This is a genomic window from Citrobacter sp. R-1.5.2, from assembly GCF_035064245.1.
In the GTDB taxonomy this organism is placed as follows: domain Bacteria; phylum Pseudomonadota; class Gammaproteobacteria; order Enterobacterales; family Enterobacteriaceae; genus Citrobacter.
Genome location: NZ_JASEYC010000003.1, coordinates 179,957 through 196,394 on the forward strand (window position 1 = coordinate 179,957; position 16,438 = coordinate 196,394).

The 16,438-nt window shown below is 51.5% G+C and carries 13 protein-coding genes; 6 read left to right on the forward strand and 7 right to left on the reverse strand.

All coding sequences use genetic code 11. The features are described from left to right. The first annotated feature begins 308 nt into the window (after positions 1–308). The 5 genes from sucA (at position 309) to QMN38_RS07820 (ending at position 7,626) form a co-directional block, all read left to right on the forward strand. The gene (gene sucA, locus QMN38_RS07800) at positions 309–3,110 is read left to right on the forward strand and encodes a 2-oxoglutarate dehydrogenase E1 component (RefSeq protein WP_271442215.1); all 2,802 of its coding nucleotides are present in this window, start codon (positions 309–311) and stop codon (positions 3,108–3,110) included. A 14-nt stretch (positions 3,111–3,124) separates the two neighbouring features. After that, entirely contained in the window at positions 3,125–4,348 is a 1,224-nt protein-coding gene (gene odhB / locus QMN38_RS07805; RefSeq protein ID WP_271450211.1) for a 2-oxoglutarate dehydrogenase complex dihydrolipoyllysine-residue succinyltransferase, read from the forward strand. Positions 4,349–4,439: 91 nt separating this feature from the next. Further along, the gene (gene sucC, locus QMN38_RS07810) at positions 4,440–5,606 is read left to right on the forward strand and encodes an ADP-forming succinate--CoA ligase subunit beta (protein ID WP_003022927.1); all 1,167 of its coding nucleotides are present in this window, start codon (positions 4,440–4,442) and stop codon (positions 5,604–5,606) included. Then, the gene (gene sucD / locus QMN38_RS07815) at positions 5,606–6,475 is read left to right on the forward strand and encodes a succinate--CoA ligase subunit alpha (protein ID WP_005122544.1); all 870 of its coding nucleotides are present in this window, start codon (positions 5,606–5,608) and stop codon (positions 6,473–6,475) included. The genes sucC and sucD overlap by 1 nt, the downstream gene beginning before the upstream one ends. A 257-nt stretch (positions 6,476–6,732) precedes the next feature. After that, positions 6,733–7,626: a PocR ligand-binding domain-containing protein gene (locus QMN38_RS07820; RefSeq protein ID WP_323604797.1), complete on the forward strand. Its 894-nt coding sequence runs from the start codon at positions 6,733–6,735 to the stop codon at positions 7,624–7,626. On the opposite strand, the gene cobA is transcribed toward QMN38_RS07820, so the two are convergent. Next, on the reverse strand, positions 7,605–8,393 hold the full coding sequence (cobA, locus tag QMN38_RS07825; RefSeq protein ID WP_271456746.1) for a uroporphyrinogen-III C-methyltransferase: 789 nt from the start codon (positions 8,391–8,393) through the stop codon (positions 7,605–7,607). The genes QMN38_RS07820 and cobA overlap by 22 nt on opposite strands. Positions 8,394–8,797: 404 nt before the next feature. Between cobA and QMN38_RS07830 the strand changes: the two genes are divergently transcribed. Then, on the forward strand, positions 8,798–9,700 hold the full coding sequence (locus QMN38_RS07830) for a LysR family transcriptional regulator (protein ID WP_137381339.1): 903 nt from the start codon (positions 8,798–8,800) through the stop codon (positions 9,698–9,700). Between the two features lie 71 nt (positions 9,701–9,771). Here QMN38_RS07830 and cobO read toward each other — a convergent pair whose 3' ends face one another. The 6 genes from cobO to QMN38_RS07860 form a co-directional block, all read right to left on the reverse strand. Next, entirely contained in the window at positions 9,772–10,374 is a 603-nt protein-coding gene (gene cobO / locus QMN38_RS07835; protein ID WP_271450209.1) for a cob(I)yrinic acid a,c-diamide adenosyltransferase, read from the reverse strand. 9 nt (positions 10,375–10,383) lie between these two features. Next, positions 10,384–12,036, reverse strand: a complete 1,653-nt coding sequence (locus QMN38_RS07840; protein ID WP_271450208.1) for a class I fumarate hydratase — start codon at positions 12,034–12,036, stop codon at positions 10,384–10,386. 93 nt (positions 12,037–12,129) lie between these two features. Next, positions 12,130–13,131, reverse strand: coding sequence for a glutaminase A (gene glsA, locus QMN38_RS07845; protein ID WP_271456745.1), 1,002 nt, complete (start codon positions 13,129–13,131; stop codon positions 12,130–12,132). 146 nt (positions 13,132–13,277) lie between these two features. Next, entirely contained in the window at positions 13,278–14,582 is a 1,305-nt protein-coding gene (locus QMN38_RS07850; protein ID WP_271450206.1) for a dicarboxylate/amino acid:cation symporter, read from the reverse strand. A gap of 168 nt (positions 14,583–14,750) precedes the next feature. Then, on the reverse strand, positions 14,751–15,068 hold the full coding sequence (locus QMN38_RS07855) for a DUF4387 domain-containing protein (RefSeq protein WP_005122536.1): 318 nt from the start codon (positions 15,066–15,068) through the stop codon (positions 14,751–14,753). Further along, entirely contained in the window at positions 15,065–16,435 is a 1,371-nt protein-coding gene (locus tag QMN38_RS07860) for an acyclic terpene utilization AtuA family protein (protein WP_137381334.1), read from the reverse strand. Before QMN38_RS07860 ends, QMN38_RS07855 begins: the two co-directional genes overlap by 4 nt. Between the last annotated feature and the right edge of the window lie 3 nt (positions 16,436–16,438).

Here is a 16,438-nt window from a genome sequence, read left to right on the forward strand (position 1 = left end):
ATCCGGCCTACGGGTTATGTACCTTGTAGGCCTGATAAGCGAAGCGCCATCAGGCAATGGTTGCCGGATGCGACGTACCGTCTTATCCGGCCTACGGGTTATGTACCTTGTAGGCCTGATAAGCGAAGCGCCATCAGGCGAATCGTTAATGTAGGAAACCTCTAAAAACTGCCCCTTATCTCTGACAGTTTTTAAAGGTTCCTTCGCGAGCCAAACAAAAAGAGCTCGCAAGTGAACCCCGGCACGCACATCGGTGTGCGTGGTAGTATCCACGGCGAAGTAAGCATACAAATGCTTAAGGGATCACGATGCAGAACAGCGCTTTGAAAGCCTGGTTGGACTCTTCTTACCTCTCCGGTTCTAACCAGAGTTGGATAGAACAGCTCTATGAAGACTTCTTAACCGACCCTGACTCGGTAGATGCTAACTGGCGTTCGACGTTCCAGCAGTTACCTGGTACCGGAGTCAAACCGGATCAACTCCACTCAAAAACACGTGATTATTTCCGTCGACAGGCGTTGATTACCCCACGTTACTCTTCTTCTATTTCCGACCCTGATGCCAATGTGAAGCAGGTTAAAGTCCTGCAGCTCATTAACGCCTATCGTTTCCGCGGTCACCAGCATGCGAACCTCGATCCGCTGGGGCTGTGGCAACAAGAAAATGTGGCCGATCTGGATCCGTCTTTCCACGATTTGACCGACGCTGATTTTCAGGAAAGCTTTAACGTAGGTTCTTTTGCCGGTGGCAAAGACACCATGAAGCTGAGCGACCTGGTTGTCGCACTGAAACAAACCTACTGCGGCCCGATTGGCGCCGAGTATATGCACATCACCAGCACCGAAGAGAAACGCTGGCTTCAGCAGCGTATCGAGTCCGGGCGTGCCGCATTCAGTAGTGAAGAGAAGAAACGCTTCCTCAGTGAACTGACTGCAGCTGAAGGCCTGGAACGCTATCTGGGTGCGAAGTTCCCAGGGGCAAAACGCTTCTCACTGGAAGGTGGCGATGCGTTAATCCCGATGCTTAAAGAAATGATCCGCCACGCCGGTAACAGCGGAACCCGTGAAGTGGTTCTGGGCATGGCGCACCGCGGTCGTTTGAACGTACTGGTTAACGTGCTGGGTAAACGCCCGCAGGAACTGTTCGACGAATTCGCAGGCAAACATAAAGAACACCTCGGCACCGGCGATGTGAAGTACCACATGGGCTTCTCATCAGATATCGAAACCGAAGGCGGTCTGGTGCACCTGGCGCTGGCGTTTAACCCGTCGCACCTTGAAATCGTTAGCCCGGTGGTTATCGGGTCGGTACGTGCGCGTCTGGATCGTCTGGACGAGCCAAGCAGCAATAAAGTATTGCCGATTACGATTCACGGTGATGCGGCAGTGACCGGACAGGGCGTGGTTCAGGAAACCCTGAACATGTCGAAAGCGCGTGGTTACGAAGTGGGCGGTACCGTTCGCATCGTCATCAACAACCAGGTGGGCTTCACCACCTCTAACCCGCTGGACGCACGTTCTACACCATACTGCACCGACATCGGTAAGATGGTTCAGGCGCCGATCTTCCACGTGAATGCGGATGACCCGGAAGCGGTTGCTTTCGTTACCCGTCTGGCGCTGGATTTCCGTAATACCTTTAAACGTGATGTCTTCATTGATCTGGTGTGCTACCGCCGTCACGGCCATAACGAAGCCGATGAGCCGAGCGCAACCCAGCCACTGATGTATCAGAAAATCAAAAAGCATCCGACCCCGCGCAAAATCTACGCTGACAAACTGGAAGCCGATAAAGTTGCCACGCTGGAAGATGCGACCGAAATGGTCAACCTCTATCGTGATGCGCTGGATGCTGGCGAATGTGTCGTGAAAGAGTGGCGTCCAATGAACATGCACTCCTTCACCTGGTCACCGTACCTCAACCACGAGTGGGATGAAAATTACCCAAGCAAGGTTGAAATGAAGCGTTTGCAGGAATTGGCCAAACGCATCAGTACCGTACCAGAAGCGGTTGAAATGCAGTCGCGCGTTGCCAAGATTTATGGCGATCGTCAGGCGATGGCGGCAGGTGAGAAGCTGTTCGACTGGGGTGGCGCAGAGAATTTGGCTTATGCCACGCTGGTAGACGAAGGCATTCCGGTACGTCTGTCGGGTGAAGACTCCGGCCGCGGTACTTTCTTCCACCGTCACGCGGTCATTCATAACCAGGCGAACGGTTCAACCTACACCCCGCTGCAGCATGTGCATAACGGGCAGGGGACGTTCCGCGTATGGGACTCCGTACTGTCTGAAGAAGCGGTGCTGGCATTTGAATACGGTTATGCCACGGCTGAACCGCGTACCCTGACCATCTGGGAAGCGCAGTTTGGTGACTTCGCCAACGGTGCGCAGGTGGTTATCGACCAGTTCATCTCGTCCGGCGAGCAGAAATGGGGCCGCATGTGTGGTCTGGTGATGCTGCTGCCGCATGGCTATGAAGGTCAGGGACCGGAGCACTCCTCTGCGCGTCTGGAACGTTACCTGCAACTTTGTGCTGAGCAAAACATGCAGGTTTGCGTCCCATCTACGCCGGCACAGGTTTACCACATGCTGCGTCGTCAGGCGCTGCGCGGTATGCGTCGTCCGCTGGTGGTGATGTCACCGAAGTCATTGCTGCGTCATCCGCTGGCGGTGTCTACGCTCGACGAACTGGCGAACGGCACATTCCTGCCAGCCATTGGTGAGATTGATGAACTTGATCCACAAGCCGTGAAGCGTGTCGTAATGTGTTCTGGTAAGGTTTATTACGACCTGCTGGAGCAACGCCGTAAGAATGGCCAAAAAGATGTTGCCATTGTACGCATCGAACAGCTCTATCCATTCCCGCATAAAGCGGTGCAGGAAGCGCTGAAACCGTTTGCTCATGTACATGATTTTGTCTGGTGCCAGGAAGAGCCGCTTAACCAAGGCGCATGGTACTGCAGCCAGCATCATTTCCGTGAAGTAATTCCATTTGGGTCAGCTCTGCGTTATGCAGGTCGCCCGGCCTCTGCCTCTCCGGCAGTAGGATATATGTCCGTTCACCAGAAACAGCAACAAGATCTGGTAAATGACGCGCTGAACGTCGATTAAATAAAGGATAAATAATGAGTAGCGTAGATATTCTTGTTCCCGACCTGCCTGAATCCGTAGCGGATGCAACGGTTGCAACCTGGCACAAAAAACCGGGCGATGCAGTACGTCGTGATGAAGTACTGGTAGAAATCGAAACTGACAAAGTGGTACTGGAAGTACCGGCATCAGCGGACGGTATTCTTGATGCGGTCCTGGAAGATGAAGGGACAACGGTAACTTCTCGCCAGATCCTCGGTCGCCTGCGTGAAGGCAACAGCGCCGGTAAAGAGACCAGCGCCAAGTCTGAAGAGAAAGATTCTACTCCGGCGCAGCGCCAGCAGGCGTCCCTCGCCGAGCAGAACAACGATGCCCTGAGCCCGGCAATCCGTCGCCTGTTGGGTGAGCACAACCTCGAAGCCAGCGCTATCAACGGCACAGGCGTCGGTGGACGTATTACGCGTGAAGATGTTGAAAAACATCTGGCTAAAGCGCCGGCGGCGAAAGCTGAAGCGAAAGCACCGGCCGCAGCACCTGCGGCACAGCCTGCACTGGGCGCACGTGGTGAAAAACGCGTTCCGATGACCCGTCTGCGTAAGCGCGTGGCTGAGCGTCTGCTGGAAGCGAAAAACTCTACCGCGATGCTGACAACCTTCAACGAAGTCAACATGAAGCCAATCATGGACCTGCGTAAGCAGTACGGTGACGCGTTTGAGAAACGCCATGGTATCCGTCTGGGCTTTATGTCTTTCTACGTTAAAGCCGTTGTTGAAGCGCTGAAACGCTATCCGGAAGTGAACGCGTCTATCGATGGTGATGACGTGGTTTATCACAATTACTTTGATGTCAGCATGGCGGTTTCCACGCCGCGTGGTCTGGTTACCCCGGTACTGCGTGATGTTGATCTGCTGGGTATGGCCGACATCGAGAAGAATATTAAAGAACTGGCAGTAAAAGGTCGTGACGGCAAGCTGACGGTTGAAGATCTGACGGGCGGTAACTTCACCATCACTAACGGTGGTGTGTTCGGTTCCCTGATGTCTACGCCTATCATCAACCCGCCGCAGAGTGCCATCCTGGGTATGCATGCCATCAAAGACAGACCGATGGCGGTAGACGGTAAGGTTGAAATCCTGCCGATGATGTATCTGGCGCTGTCTTATGACCACCGTCTGATCGATGGTCGTGAGTCAGTAGGTTTCCTGGTAACCATTAAAGAGTTGCTGGAAGATCCAACACGTCTGCTGCTGGACGTGTAACCAAAAAGAGTATCACCTGCCCCGTAGGCCTGGACGCCTTATCAGGCCTACGGGTAAAAGATAACGATTACCTGAAGGATGGACAGAACACATGAACTTACATGAATATCAGGCAAAACAACTTTTTGCCCGCTATGGCTTACCGGCACCGGTGGGTTATGCCTGTACTACTCCGCGTGAAGCCGAAGAAGCCGCATCTAAAATCGGCGCAGGCCCGTGGGTAGTAAAATGTCAGGTTCACGCTGGTGGCCGTGGTAAAGCGGGCGGTGTGAAGGTTGTTAATAGCAAAGAAGACATTCGCGCTTTTGCTGAACACTGGCTGGGTAAACGTCTGGTCACTTACCAGACAGACGCCCATGGCCAACCGGTAAACCAGATTCTGGTTGAAGCCGCGACCGACATTGGTAAAGAACTTTACCTCGGCGCAGTGGTTGACCGTAGCTCCCGTCGCGTGGTCTTCATGGCCTCTACCGAAGGCGGCGTGGAAATCGAAAAAGTAGCGGAAGAAACCCCGCACCTGATCCACAAAGTGGCGCTCGATCCGCTGGCAGGTCCGATGCCTTACCAGGGGCGCGAGCTGGCGTTTAAACTGGGTCTGGAAGGTAAACAGGTTCAGCAGTTCACCAAGATCTTCATGGGTCTGGCGACTATCTTCCTGGAGCGCGATCTGGCGCTGATCGAAATCAACCCGCTGGTTGTGACCAAACAGGGTGATCTGATCTGCCTCGACGGCAAACTGGGCGCTGACGGCAACGCGCTGTTCCGCCAGGCTGACCTGCGTGAAATGCGCGACCAGTCTCAGGAAGATCCGCGTGAAGCGCAGGCTGCACAGTGGGAACTGAACTACGTCGCACTGGACGGCAACATTGGTTGTATGGTTAACGGTGCGGGCCTGGCAATGGGCACCATGGATATCGTTAAACTGCACGGCGGTGAACCAGCGAACTTCCTGGATGTTGGCGGCGGTGCGACCAAAGAGCGTGTAACCGAAGCGTTCAAAATTATCCTCTCTGATGACAATGTTAAAGCCGTACTGGTTAACATCTTCGGCGGTATCGTACGTTGCGACCTGATCGCTGACGGTATCATCGGTGCGGTAGCAGAAGTAGGTGTAAACGTTCCTGTTGTTGTGCGTCTGGAAGGCAACAACGCCGAACTCGGCGCGAAGAAACTGGCTGACAGCGGCCTGAATATTATTGCAGCGAAAAGTCTGACGGATGCAGCTCAGCAGGTTGTTGCCGCAGTGGAGGGGAAATAATGTCAGTTTTAATTAATAAAGATACCAAGGTTATCTGCCAGGGCTTCACCGGTAGCCAGGGGACATTCCACTCTGAACAGGCTATTGCTTACGGTACGCAAATGGTCGGTGGCGTTACACCGGGTAAAGGCGGCACCACGCATCTGGGTCTGCCGGTATTCAATACCGTACGTGAAGCCGTAGAAGCGACCGGCGCAACCGCCACCGTTATCTACGTTCCGGCACCGTTTTGCAAAGATTCCATCCTGGAAGCTATCGATGCAGGCATCAAACTGATCATTACCATCACCGAAGGTATCCCAACGCTGGATATGCTGACCGTGAAAGTGAAACTGGATGAAGCTGGCGTACGCATGATCGGCCCGAACTGCCCAGGTGTTATCACCCCGGGCGAATGTAAAATCGGCATCATGCCGGGCCACATTCATAAACCGGGTAAAGTGGGCATTGTTTCCCGTTCCGGTACGCTGACCTATGAAGCGGTTAAGCAGACCACCGACTACGGTTTTGGCCAGTCAACCTGTGTCGGTATCGGCGGTGACCCGATCCCAGGCTCTAACTTTATCGACATCCTGAAACTGTTCCAGGAAGATCCGCAGACTGAAGCGATCGTGATGATCGGTGAGATCGGCGGTAGCGCAGAAGAAGAAGCGGCTGCGTACATTAAAGATCACGTGACTAAGCCGGTTGTGGGTTACATCGCAGGTGTGACCGCGCCGAAAGGCAAACGTATGGGGCACGCGGGCGCAATCATCGCGGGTGGTAAAGGGACAGCGGATGAGAAATTCGCTGCGCTGGAAGCTGCTGGTGTGAAAACCGTGCGTAGTCTGGCCGATATCGGCGAAGCGCTGAAAGCGGTAATTAAGTAATTCTCAAAAAGCAGTATAAGGTCCGACTCTTTCGCGTAGCAGAAAACTGCTGTTACGCGAAGGAAGCAAGACTGATTCGTTTTCGACATGGTTGGCCATCTATTGATGGCCTTTTTTATTTTCTGTCATCCCGCATCATGCAATTTGATCACATTCATCTTCACAAATGAGATTATTTTTTGCGGCGAGCATCATTCTTTCTTTTGCCTGGATTTTGCATATTACCGCCTTTAGTCATATTAAGGTTGGAGGATGATGTGTCGCTGAAAATTCAGGATGATTACTTACCATGTTTTTTCTCTATAGCAGAAGTTTTCTCCAATGCGACGGGGTTAGCAACGGTAGTCGTTGATGTTACAGGCAGAGCACTCTCTGATTGCCATAACTTTAATTCATTCTGTAAGCTGATGAGAGCGAATAAACGTTACAGTGTTGGTTGCCAGGCATGCGATAAACAGTGTGCTTTTGAGGCACTGAAACAGTGTAAACCCAGAATATTCAGCTGCCATGCAGGGTTAAGTTTATTCTCCATGCCATTAATTTATGAGGGGAATCTGCATGGTTTTATTATCTGTGGTCAGGTTCGGACTAAGTACCAGGAATATAAAACCATCGTCGTTGAAGATGAATTACGGTGGATGGGCGATCCTGAAATAAAAACCGAGTGGGATCAGCTTGTTGCGGTTGAGAATAATACGCTGGTGGCATCGGCTAATTTATTGCATTTTATTGTTAATAATTTTGAGAGAGAAGAAAAACAATCTGAAGTGGTATTTGATAAACCGGTAAGTAGCGTCCGGCACTATTTAACGGAGCTTTCTCGTCATGAGAAAAAACTACTGGCGGCACTGCGATATATTGATGAAAACTTGTATAGTGACTTATCCCTGGAGTCTGTGGCAGCACATGTCTGTTTAAGTGCAAATTATTTTAGTCGATTTTTTAAGAAGCGTCAGGGTGTTAATTTTAAAACCTGGGTAAATCAGAAAAAAATGCAAAAGGCGGGGGAGTTATTACATGATCCTGTTCATTCAATAGACAGTATTGCCCGGAAACTTCAGTACGCACAAACCAGTTATTTTTGTCGCGTTTTCCGGGCGGCGCATCAAACATCACCCCAGTCTTTTCGTCACGCCAGACTCTCGCAGTAAAGATGTTCAGGGAGTTCGATAGCGGCAGGAATGAAAGACAAACGATCGCTCAGCGTGACGACATCGCCAATGACGACCAGTGCAGGCGGCGTAATGTTGGCTTCCTGCGCATTGCTCAGTAACGATCCGAGAGTACAGGTCAGTCGGCGCTGATTCTCCCGGGTCGCGGACATGATAATGGCCGCGGGTGTCTCCGCCGGTTTTCCGCCCATCAGTAGCTCTTCACAGATGAATGCCAGATTCGCGATACCCATGACGATAACCAATGTACCGTTCAGTTTGGCCAGCTGGCGCCAGTCCTGTTGCTGGTTACCTTCGCGTGTATGGCCGGTCACCACGTGAAAACCAGAGGCGTAATCGCGATGTGTTACCGGGATCCCGGCACAGGTTAATCCCCCAATGGTTGAACTGATACCGGGGACGACTTCAAAAGGAATCCCCGGCTCGATAAGCCCTTCAGCTTCTTCGGCACCACGACCAAATACGTAAGGATCGCCGCCTTTTAAGCGCACGATATTGTGATGCGTCTGGGCATACTGAACGAGAAGCGCATTGATTTCATCCTGCGGAACGCAATGAAATCCTGGATTCTTACCGACATTGATAAGCTCACAGTCAGCGGATGCCCATTCCAGAATCTTAGGATTGACCAACCTGTCGTAAATAATGACATCCGCTTGTTTAATGCACATCACTGCTTTGAGGGTGAGTAATGAAATATCACCGGGACCTGCGCCAACGAGCCAGACCTTTCCGAAAGTTTTCACATTGTGTCCTTTATCACGTCTAACAAAAAAAGGCAGAACCACCCCGGAGAATGATTAAAAGCAGTCGTTTGCCTGTAAGTTATAACGCTAAATTTTCCTAAATTATCGCAAGGATAATATTGATTAATCTCGCAAAGTTTTTTCCACAATAAACAAGATGACTTGAAAAATTATTAAGAACTTATTGGCGCTATGTGTCTGAATTTAACCTTAATTAAATTGTGTTTATTGTTGTGCTTGAGTATTATTGGTTAATATTTATCCGCCATCAGTATGAACAAATCATGGATTGGATCAATGACATCAATGCCTGAAATAAAATATAACACTCGATGTTTACTCGGGTGACATGAATTATTTTTTATAAATTAAACTATTTTTGTACGCTGCATATGGAAGAGGTTATGAGAGGAAAAATACCCAAAACGGAGTTGCTGGTAACTTTTGAAGTGGTTGCGCGTCACGAAAGTTATACCCGGGCAGCTGAAGAGCTGGCTTTAACACAAAGTGCTGTTTTCCGCCAGGTGAATGCGCTAGAGGATTTTCTTAATACAGCGCTATTTAATCATGCCAAAAAACGCATTTTTTTAAATGCGGCAGGCAAACACTATTTAACTATCGTTAAAGAGACACTGAACAAGCTTGAACGAGACACGACGACGATCATGACATGGCAGCCGACCGTACAAGTGATCGAACTGGCGGTTAACCCGACGTTCAGTACGCACTGGCTGATCCCAAACCTGCGTGAGTTCAATAAACTCAATCCGGATATTATCGTTAACATTCATTCTCTGGCGAATATTGGCGATTTTCTTAACCGGGAATATGACGCAGCGATCATGCGGGAAGATTTTTACTCTCCGTGGTCGGGGGTCGAGTACCTGTTCGAAGAGGAAATTCTGCCCGTGTGCAGCCGTTGCCTGCTTGCCGAACCGGACCGGAAGCTGTCCGTCGATGAACTGCTGAACGAATACCCGCTATTGCATCAAAGCACCCGCATCAAAGGCTGGCAGGAATGGTTTGCGCTGTCCGATGTCAGCAGTCCGCTGGTGAATAAAGGTCCGCGATTTGATCTCTTGTCGATGCTGATTGCGGCGGTACGCTCCAACCTTGGTGTCGCATTGCTACCCCGTTTTGCCATTCAGCACGATCTGGATAGTGGAGATATGGTGATTCCTTGCGATGTTCCAATGCGTACCGGGAATCGATTTATCATGACGTGGCGGGAGGAGAAATCAGAGTCCCTGCATTTGGAGATCTTCCGCAACTGGTTGCTAAATAAATCCGTGGTGTCGGCTGCCTGATAGCGGCTTGCACCTTATCAGGCCTACAGGTATTTGCCCGATACGCGTATCGGTATCGGGCAAAGGAGCGATTACCAGTCGATACCTGGCTGTGCCTGAATGCCGCTATCAAAAGCGTGTTTAACCGGGCGAAGCTCGCTGACCGTATCGGCAAGTTCAAGTAACAGCGCATGGCAACCGCGCCCGGTGACTATCACACTCTGGTCGGCAGGGCGATTTTCGATGGCGCTGATAACCTCCTGAGTATCCAGATAGTGATAAGCCAACATGTAAGTGAGTTCGTCCAGTACGACCAGATCATAATGCGCATCGGCTAGCATGCGCTTACTTTCCTGCCACACTGCCGTGGCCGCCTCGATATCGGCTTCCCGGTTCTGGGTTTCCCAGGTAAAACCGGTACCCATAATATGAAACTCCACGCCGAGAGGGTGCAGTGTGTTGTACTCGCCATTATCCCACTGGCCTTTAATAAACTGCGCGACGCCAACGGTTTTTCCGTGACCAACCGCGCGCGTCGCCGTGCCGAAGGCTGCGGTGGATTTCCCTTTACCATTGCCGGTGAAGACAATCAGAATCCCTTTTTTCTCGGTTGCTGCCGCCACGCGGGTATCGACCTGCGTTTTTAGCTTCTGCTGACGCTGACGATGTCGGTCATTGTTGGCTCGCGCTTCCATGATAGCTCCTTAATGCCCCGCCGGGCAGGTTGCGCAGCGATGCTGCTGCTCAAACTGACTGAAGAAGTTATTGCCCTTGTCATCCACTAAGACGAAGGCCGGCATATTTTTAACTTCCATCATCCAGACCGCTTCCATGCCCAGTTCGGGATACTCAAGGCAGTGCAGGCTCTTCACATATTGCTGTGCCAGCAGAGCCGCTGCGCCGCCGATGCTGCCGAGGCTAAATCCACCGTGTTTGTGGCAGGCATCAGTAACCTGCTGGCTGCGGTTACCCTTGGTGAGCATAATGAGGCTGCCGCCTTGTGCCTGGAAAGCATCGACATACCCATCCATACGCCCGCCGGTGGTCGGACCCATTGATCCACAGGCCTGATTTTCCGGGGTTTTGGCGGGACCTGCGTAATAAACGATATGCTTTTTCATGTATTCCGGCATCGGTTCGCCGTTATCCAGACGCGCTTTAATGTTTGCGTGGGCGATATCGCGAGCGACAACAATCGGGCCGCTAAGCGACAGGCGGGTACCAATGGGCAGAGCTGACAAATCATTAAGAATGTCACGCAACGGGCGATCGAGGTTGAGCTGTACCGTCTGGGCGGTGTTTTCAACGCGGTGAGAGTCGGGAATAAACTTACCTGGGTTATGTTCGAGTTTCTCCAGCCAGATACCGTGTTTATTAATTTTAGCCTTGATGTTGCGGTCAGCCGAGCAGGAGAGCGCCATGGCGATAGGGCAGGAGCCACCGTGGCGCGGCAGACGAATAACACGAATGTCGTGGGCAAAGTATTTGCCACCAAACTGCGCGCCGATGCCAAATTCGCGGCTGGCATTGAGCAGTTCGGCTTCCAGTGCTGTATCGCGGAATGCCTGGCCCAGTTCATTCCCGCTGGTGGGCAGGTTATCGTAATATTTGGTCGATGCCAGCTTCGCAACTTTTAGCGACTGATCGGCAGATAATCCGCCAACCACAAAGGCGATGTGGTACGGCGGACAAGCGGCAGTGCCCAGCGATTTCATTTTTTCGATCAGGAAAGCCGTCAATTTCTCCGGCTGCAGAATAGATTTGGTTTCCTGGAACAGCGCGGCTTTGTTAGCAGAGCCACCACCTTTGTTGACGAACAGGAAACGGTATTCGCTACCCGGCGTCGCGCTGATGTCGATTTGTGCAGGCAGGTTGGTCTGGGTATTGACCTCGTTATACATGTCCAGCGGGGCATTTTGTGAATAGCGCAGGTTACTTTCCGTAAAGGTGGTATATACACCCTTGCTTAATGCTTCGGCATCATCGCCACCGGTCCAGACCTGCTGGCCTTTGCTGGCGACAATGGTGGCGGTACCGGTGTCCTGGCAGTTTGGTAGTACGCCTTTGGCTGAGACTTCGGCATTGCGCAGCAGCTGTAATGCGACATACTTGTCATTACTGCTGGCCTGTGGATCGTGCAAAATGCTGGCAATCTGTTTCAAATGTCCGGCGCGCAGGAAAAATGAGGCCTCATAAAATGCCTGCTGTGCTAACAAGGTTAACGCTTCCGGCGCAACCTTAATAACTTCCTCTCCGTCTAACTCCGTCACAGTAATGTGTTGATTACTGAGCAATTCATATTCGGTATTATCTTTACTCTGAACAAAGAGTTCCTGCCAGACAAATGGTTTAGACATGTTTACTTCTCACCTCTTCATTTTTGCCGGATGACGGCGTAAATAAATGTGCTAATCGTAGGCCGGATAAGCGAAGCGCCATCCGGCATAGAGTTATTTTGCTAAAAAGACATTGGCTTTGGTCTCGTCAGCGACATATTCGATAGTTTTCTGGGCACGAACGCTGTTACCGGCTTCGTCCAACGGCGGAGAATAGACGGCAATCGCATATTTGCCGGGCACTACCGCAACCATTCCGCCGCCAACGCCGCTTTTCGCCGGAATACCGACGCTGTACAGCCATTTGCCGCTGCCGTCGTACAGCCCGGCAATTGCCATTTCAGCCAGCACCTGTGGCACATAGCGTTCATTCAGCAACTGCTTACCGTTGAAGGGCGACTTGCCTTTGTTCGCGAGTACGGCACCCATTTTGGCCAGTTGCTCAACGGTGATGTCCACTGAGCATTGGCGGGTATAAATTTCTACCGCTTCCTCTGTGTTGCCGTAGAAACTGTTGTAGGACTCCATCAGCTTCGCCAGTGCCTGGTTGTGCTGATTGGTTTCCATCTCGGACTTGAATACCGGTTCGTTGACCGTCAGTGAGGCATCCGCCCAGACATTCAGGTTGTTGAGGATTTTGTTCCAGCGATCGGTTTTGTCTTTGGCTTCAATCAGGCTAACGGTGCTCATTGCGCCAGCGTTAACCAGCGGGTTTTCCGGCGCGCCTTTGGTCAGTTCAACGGCTAAGCCTGAGTTGAATGGCATACCGGTAGCATTGGCCCCGAGTTTATCCAGAACAACCTGAGGACCATGCTGTTCCATGGCGAGCGCCATGGTGAAGACTTTACTCAGGGATTCCATCGGGAAGGGCTTTTTAACATCACCCACCTGGTAGATTTTTCCGTCTACTGTGGCAATGGTGATGGCAAAATTATTGGGACTGTAGCTCGCCAGGGCAGGGATATAGTCGGCGACTTTTCCATCATTGTTACTTTTGTATTTCTGATGTGCCTGCTCTATTAGCTTTGCGTAGTCCGGCGTGGTTTGCGCGAATGAGGCAGAGCTAAACAAGACGCTGAAAGCAAAGAGACTCACGCCGATAATTGTTTTGTTCATTGTGCGTTCCTGTTGATGTTGTTGGGAAAACTATCCTGTAGGCCGGATAAGGCGTTCACGCCGCCATCCGGCGTTAACACGGTATAATTGCCGGATGGCAACGCTGGCGCGTTTTATCCGGCCTACGACTAGTCGTCCTTCTGCTATCAGGACAACGCGACCTCTGTTTCGGTAACCGGGCGGTCTTGCTCCGGTGTTTTGACTGGCGCTGTTCCGCGGCAGCCTGAACCAAAGTGTTCACCTTCCCAGCGACCTACAATGGCAGCACCCATGGCATTACTCATGACGTTAGTGGCTGAACGCCCCATATCGAGGAACGGATCGACGCCCATCAGCAGGATCAGACCGGCTTCCGGAATGTTGAACTGGTTCAGCGTAGCGGCAATAACCACCATGGATGCACGTGGCACACCCGCCATCCCTTTTGAGGTCAGCATCAGGATTAGCAGCATGGTGATTTGCTCGCCCATGCTCAGCTCAATGTTGCACGCCTGGGCAATAAAGACGGTGGCAAAGGAGCAATAGGCCATGGAACCGACGAGGTTAAAGGAGTAACCAATCGGCAAAACGAAGCTGGCAATTTTTGACGATACGCCGAATTTTTCCAGCTTATCCAGCGTGCCAGGGAAGGCCGCTTCAGAACTGGACGTGGTAAAGGCCAACAGCGCCGGTTCGAAGATTGATTTGGTGAGACGTGCGATGCAAGGCCCGACTATCATGCTTGACAGGCCAATCAGAATTGCCCACAGCATACCCAGTGTCAGGTAGAACTCGCCCATAAAGATACCGGCACTGACCATTACACCCAGACCACGCTCGGCAATCAGACCGGAAATAGCCGCGAAAACGGTCAGTGGGGCAAACAGCATGACGTAGCCTGTCAACTTCAGCATGACGTGTACCAGCGAATCCAGAACCTTAACGATAGGCTCGGCTTTTTCACCGATGGCGGCCAGGCTGCAACCGAGGAAAATGGAGAACACCACGATCTGCAGAATTTCGTTACGCGCCATTGCGTCAACGATACTGGTTGGTACGGCATGTGAGATAAAGACTTTCAGCGTGAACGGCTCTGACTTAACAGCGGCAACAGCGCCTGCGTCATGAGCAACAAAGTTGATGCCTGCGCCCGGCTGGAAGATATTAACGATAACCAGACCCAATGCGATCGACAGCAGTGAGGCACAAATAAACAGGAAAAAGGTTTTAGAAAATATACGACCCAGCGTTTTGGCATCGCCCATCTTGGCAATACCGACAACCAGAGTTGAAATAACCAATGGCGCAATAATCATCTTCACCATACGTAAGAATATAGTGGTGAAAATGGAAATATCCTGTGCATATGATTTTGCTGTTTCAGCCGCGGCCATATTATTAATGGCCACCCCGGCAATCATGCCGAGTATCAGGCCTAATATGATCATCTTCGTTAAACTAATTTTCTTCATGTGTACTCCATCGGATAAAGGCTGGTAATTGGAATAATGTAGGGTGGCGTGTGCCTGAGCCCGGACAGCAGTTCAGACGCACGCCTGTTGTGACCAACCGCATGAATATTCGAAGCACTGTGATACCGCTGAACTCTGTGCTCCAATGGCTGTTATTGTGTTTTTTTGTTACAGATCGAATTCAATACTTAATAATGGTGCGTGTTGCTGCGCGCCATAAACATCATTGTCACCGACATTGCCGGAAATAATATCGCGCGGCATGACAATTTTTACTGCGTTAGCGGGATCAAACCAGACAATATTGTGAATAAAATCAGGTTCAACATTATATAACCCAGCAATAAGTTGCGGAGTTAATTGCTCCGAACGCTTTACCCGCTGATAGTCTTCCCGGGTTTTAAACAAAATATCTAAAACCAGTTCGTACGGTCCGGCATTTTTGGAGCGAATGACCTGCGCCAGTGAACAAATTGATTGTTTCATGCCTGAACTCCTTCTGGCGTCACCTGCTCAATGTGGAAATCAAACCGCAGTGCATCGCTGGCTTCAATCAGGTGATAGATCGAGAACTCATACACCGGCCCACTCTGAATATCAGATGGCGAGAATGGGAAAGCGAGGTTGCCCGCGGTCGCAATACGATTTTCATAGCCGTAGTGCAGTAGGGTAGAGCGCACCAGCGAGCAAACGCTGTTGGCGATATCCTGCGTTGGCGCGACAACGTCCAGTAAAATCCCCAGTTCATGACCGGCGGTTTTCATCGGTTCATGATTGCCCATCACGCCATTCTTACCGTAAAGGTGGAACGTCATGCGGATACTGTCATCATTCAGTGAGAGGTTACGTGCCACGCTTGCCTGTACTTCTTCGAGAATGGTGTCGATACCGGCAATCATTATCGGGTCGCGCGTCCCGGCGATAGTCAGGCAGCGGAAGCCAACCTGACGTGCGCCTTCCAGTTTCAGTGCATACGGCGTTTCTTCATGACGCGAACCGCTGACATACACTTCACCTTCGTTAACTGCGGTGAAAGTACATGCCTTCAGATTCAGTACACCGCCGGGTCCCGGCAGGAAGTACGGGTCGGACTTCTCGTACAAGGTATGCGCCGCAGCGGAGGTTTCGGTGAACTTACGCTTTGGATTGAACGCCTTCAGCGTAAAGCCGTTGTCGTCGATGATCCCCATTGCGCAATCCGAGCCGGAGCCAGGGGTTGCTGCAATGGCAGCACACTCAAGGATCTTACCGCAGTGCAGCGCCAGACCTTCATCAAAGCCTTGCATAATCGGCAGCGCCGCGAAGCAGGCTGGATCGTAAGCGCGTCCGCCCAGAACAACCTGTGCACCCGCTTTCAGTGCACGCTGGAAAGGTTCGACCCCCATCTGCGCGACGATGTAGGTGCTGTCTTCGATGGCTTCGTGCGTTAACTCAGGCACGAAATCCAGCGCGGTGATTTTGCCGTTATCCAGCGCCTGGTGAACCACGTCTTTATCAACATCAGACGGAATCAGCGCCATGGAGAAAGACAGTTTTTCTTCCTGGGCAATCTCATGGATTATCTGGCGGCACCACTCCAAATGCGGAGCAGCACCGGAACCACCGGCGGTGCCGATAACCACAGGGATGTTGTTCTTAACGCCCGCCACGATCATATAGCGCAGATCGCGTTTTACCCCAGCCCTGTCAGTGAAGGGTTTACCTGCCCCCAGGTAGTGGGGGCCAGGATCGGAGGAACCTGCGTCAACAGCAATAAGATCCGGTGACTCTTCCATGGCTTTACGAAAACTCTCTTCCGGGAAGCCATAACCCAGGATAGCCGTAGGCGATAAGATCTTAAATGTGCGTGCCATCTC

Excerpts from the sequence above, each read along its gene's own strand:
- glsA (WP_271456745.1), bottom strand. The coding sequence starts at position 13,131 with ATGAACAAAACAATTATCGGCGTGAGTCTCTTTGCTTTCAGCGTCTTG.
- sucD (WP_005122544.1), top strand. The coding sequence starts at position 5,606 with ATGTCAGTTTTAATTAATAAAGATACCAAGGTTATCTGCCAGGGCTTC.
- QMN38_RS07850 (WP_271450206.1), bottom strand. The coding sequence starts at position 14,582 with ATGAAGAAAATTAGTTTAACGAAGATGATCATATTAGGCCTGATACTC.
- QMN38_RS07840 (WP_271450208.1), bottom strand. The coding sequence starts at position 12,036 with ATGTCTAAACCATTTGTCTGGCAGGAACTCTTTGTTCAGAGTAAAGAT.
- sucA (WP_271442215.1), top strand. The coding sequence starts at position 309 with ATGCAGAACAGCGCTTTGAAAGCCTGGTTGGACTCTTCTTACCTCTCC.
- QMN38_RS07860 (WP_137381334.1), bottom strand. The coding sequence starts at position 16,435 with ATGGCACGCACATTTAAGATCTTATCGCCTACGGCTATCCTGGGTTAT.
- cobO (WP_271450209.1), bottom strand. The coding sequence starts at position 10,374 with ATGGAAGCGCGAGCCAACAATGACCGACATCGTCAGCGTCAGCAGAAG.
- sucC (WP_003022927.1), top strand. The coding sequence starts at position 4,440 with ATGAACTTACATGAATATCAGGCAAAACAACTTTTTGCCCGCTATGGC.
- QMN38_RS07830 (WP_137381339.1), top strand. The coding sequence starts at position 8,798 with ATGAGAGGAAAAATACCCAAAACGGAGTTGCTGGTAACTTTTGAAGTG.
- QMN38_RS07855 (WP_005122536.1), bottom strand. The coding sequence starts at position 15,068 with ATGAAACAATCAATTTGTTCACTGGCGCAGGTCATTCGCTCCAAAAAT.
- odhB (WP_271450211.1), top strand. The coding sequence starts at position 3,125 with ATGAGTAGCGTAGATATTCTTGTTCCCGACCTGCCTGAATCCGTAGCG.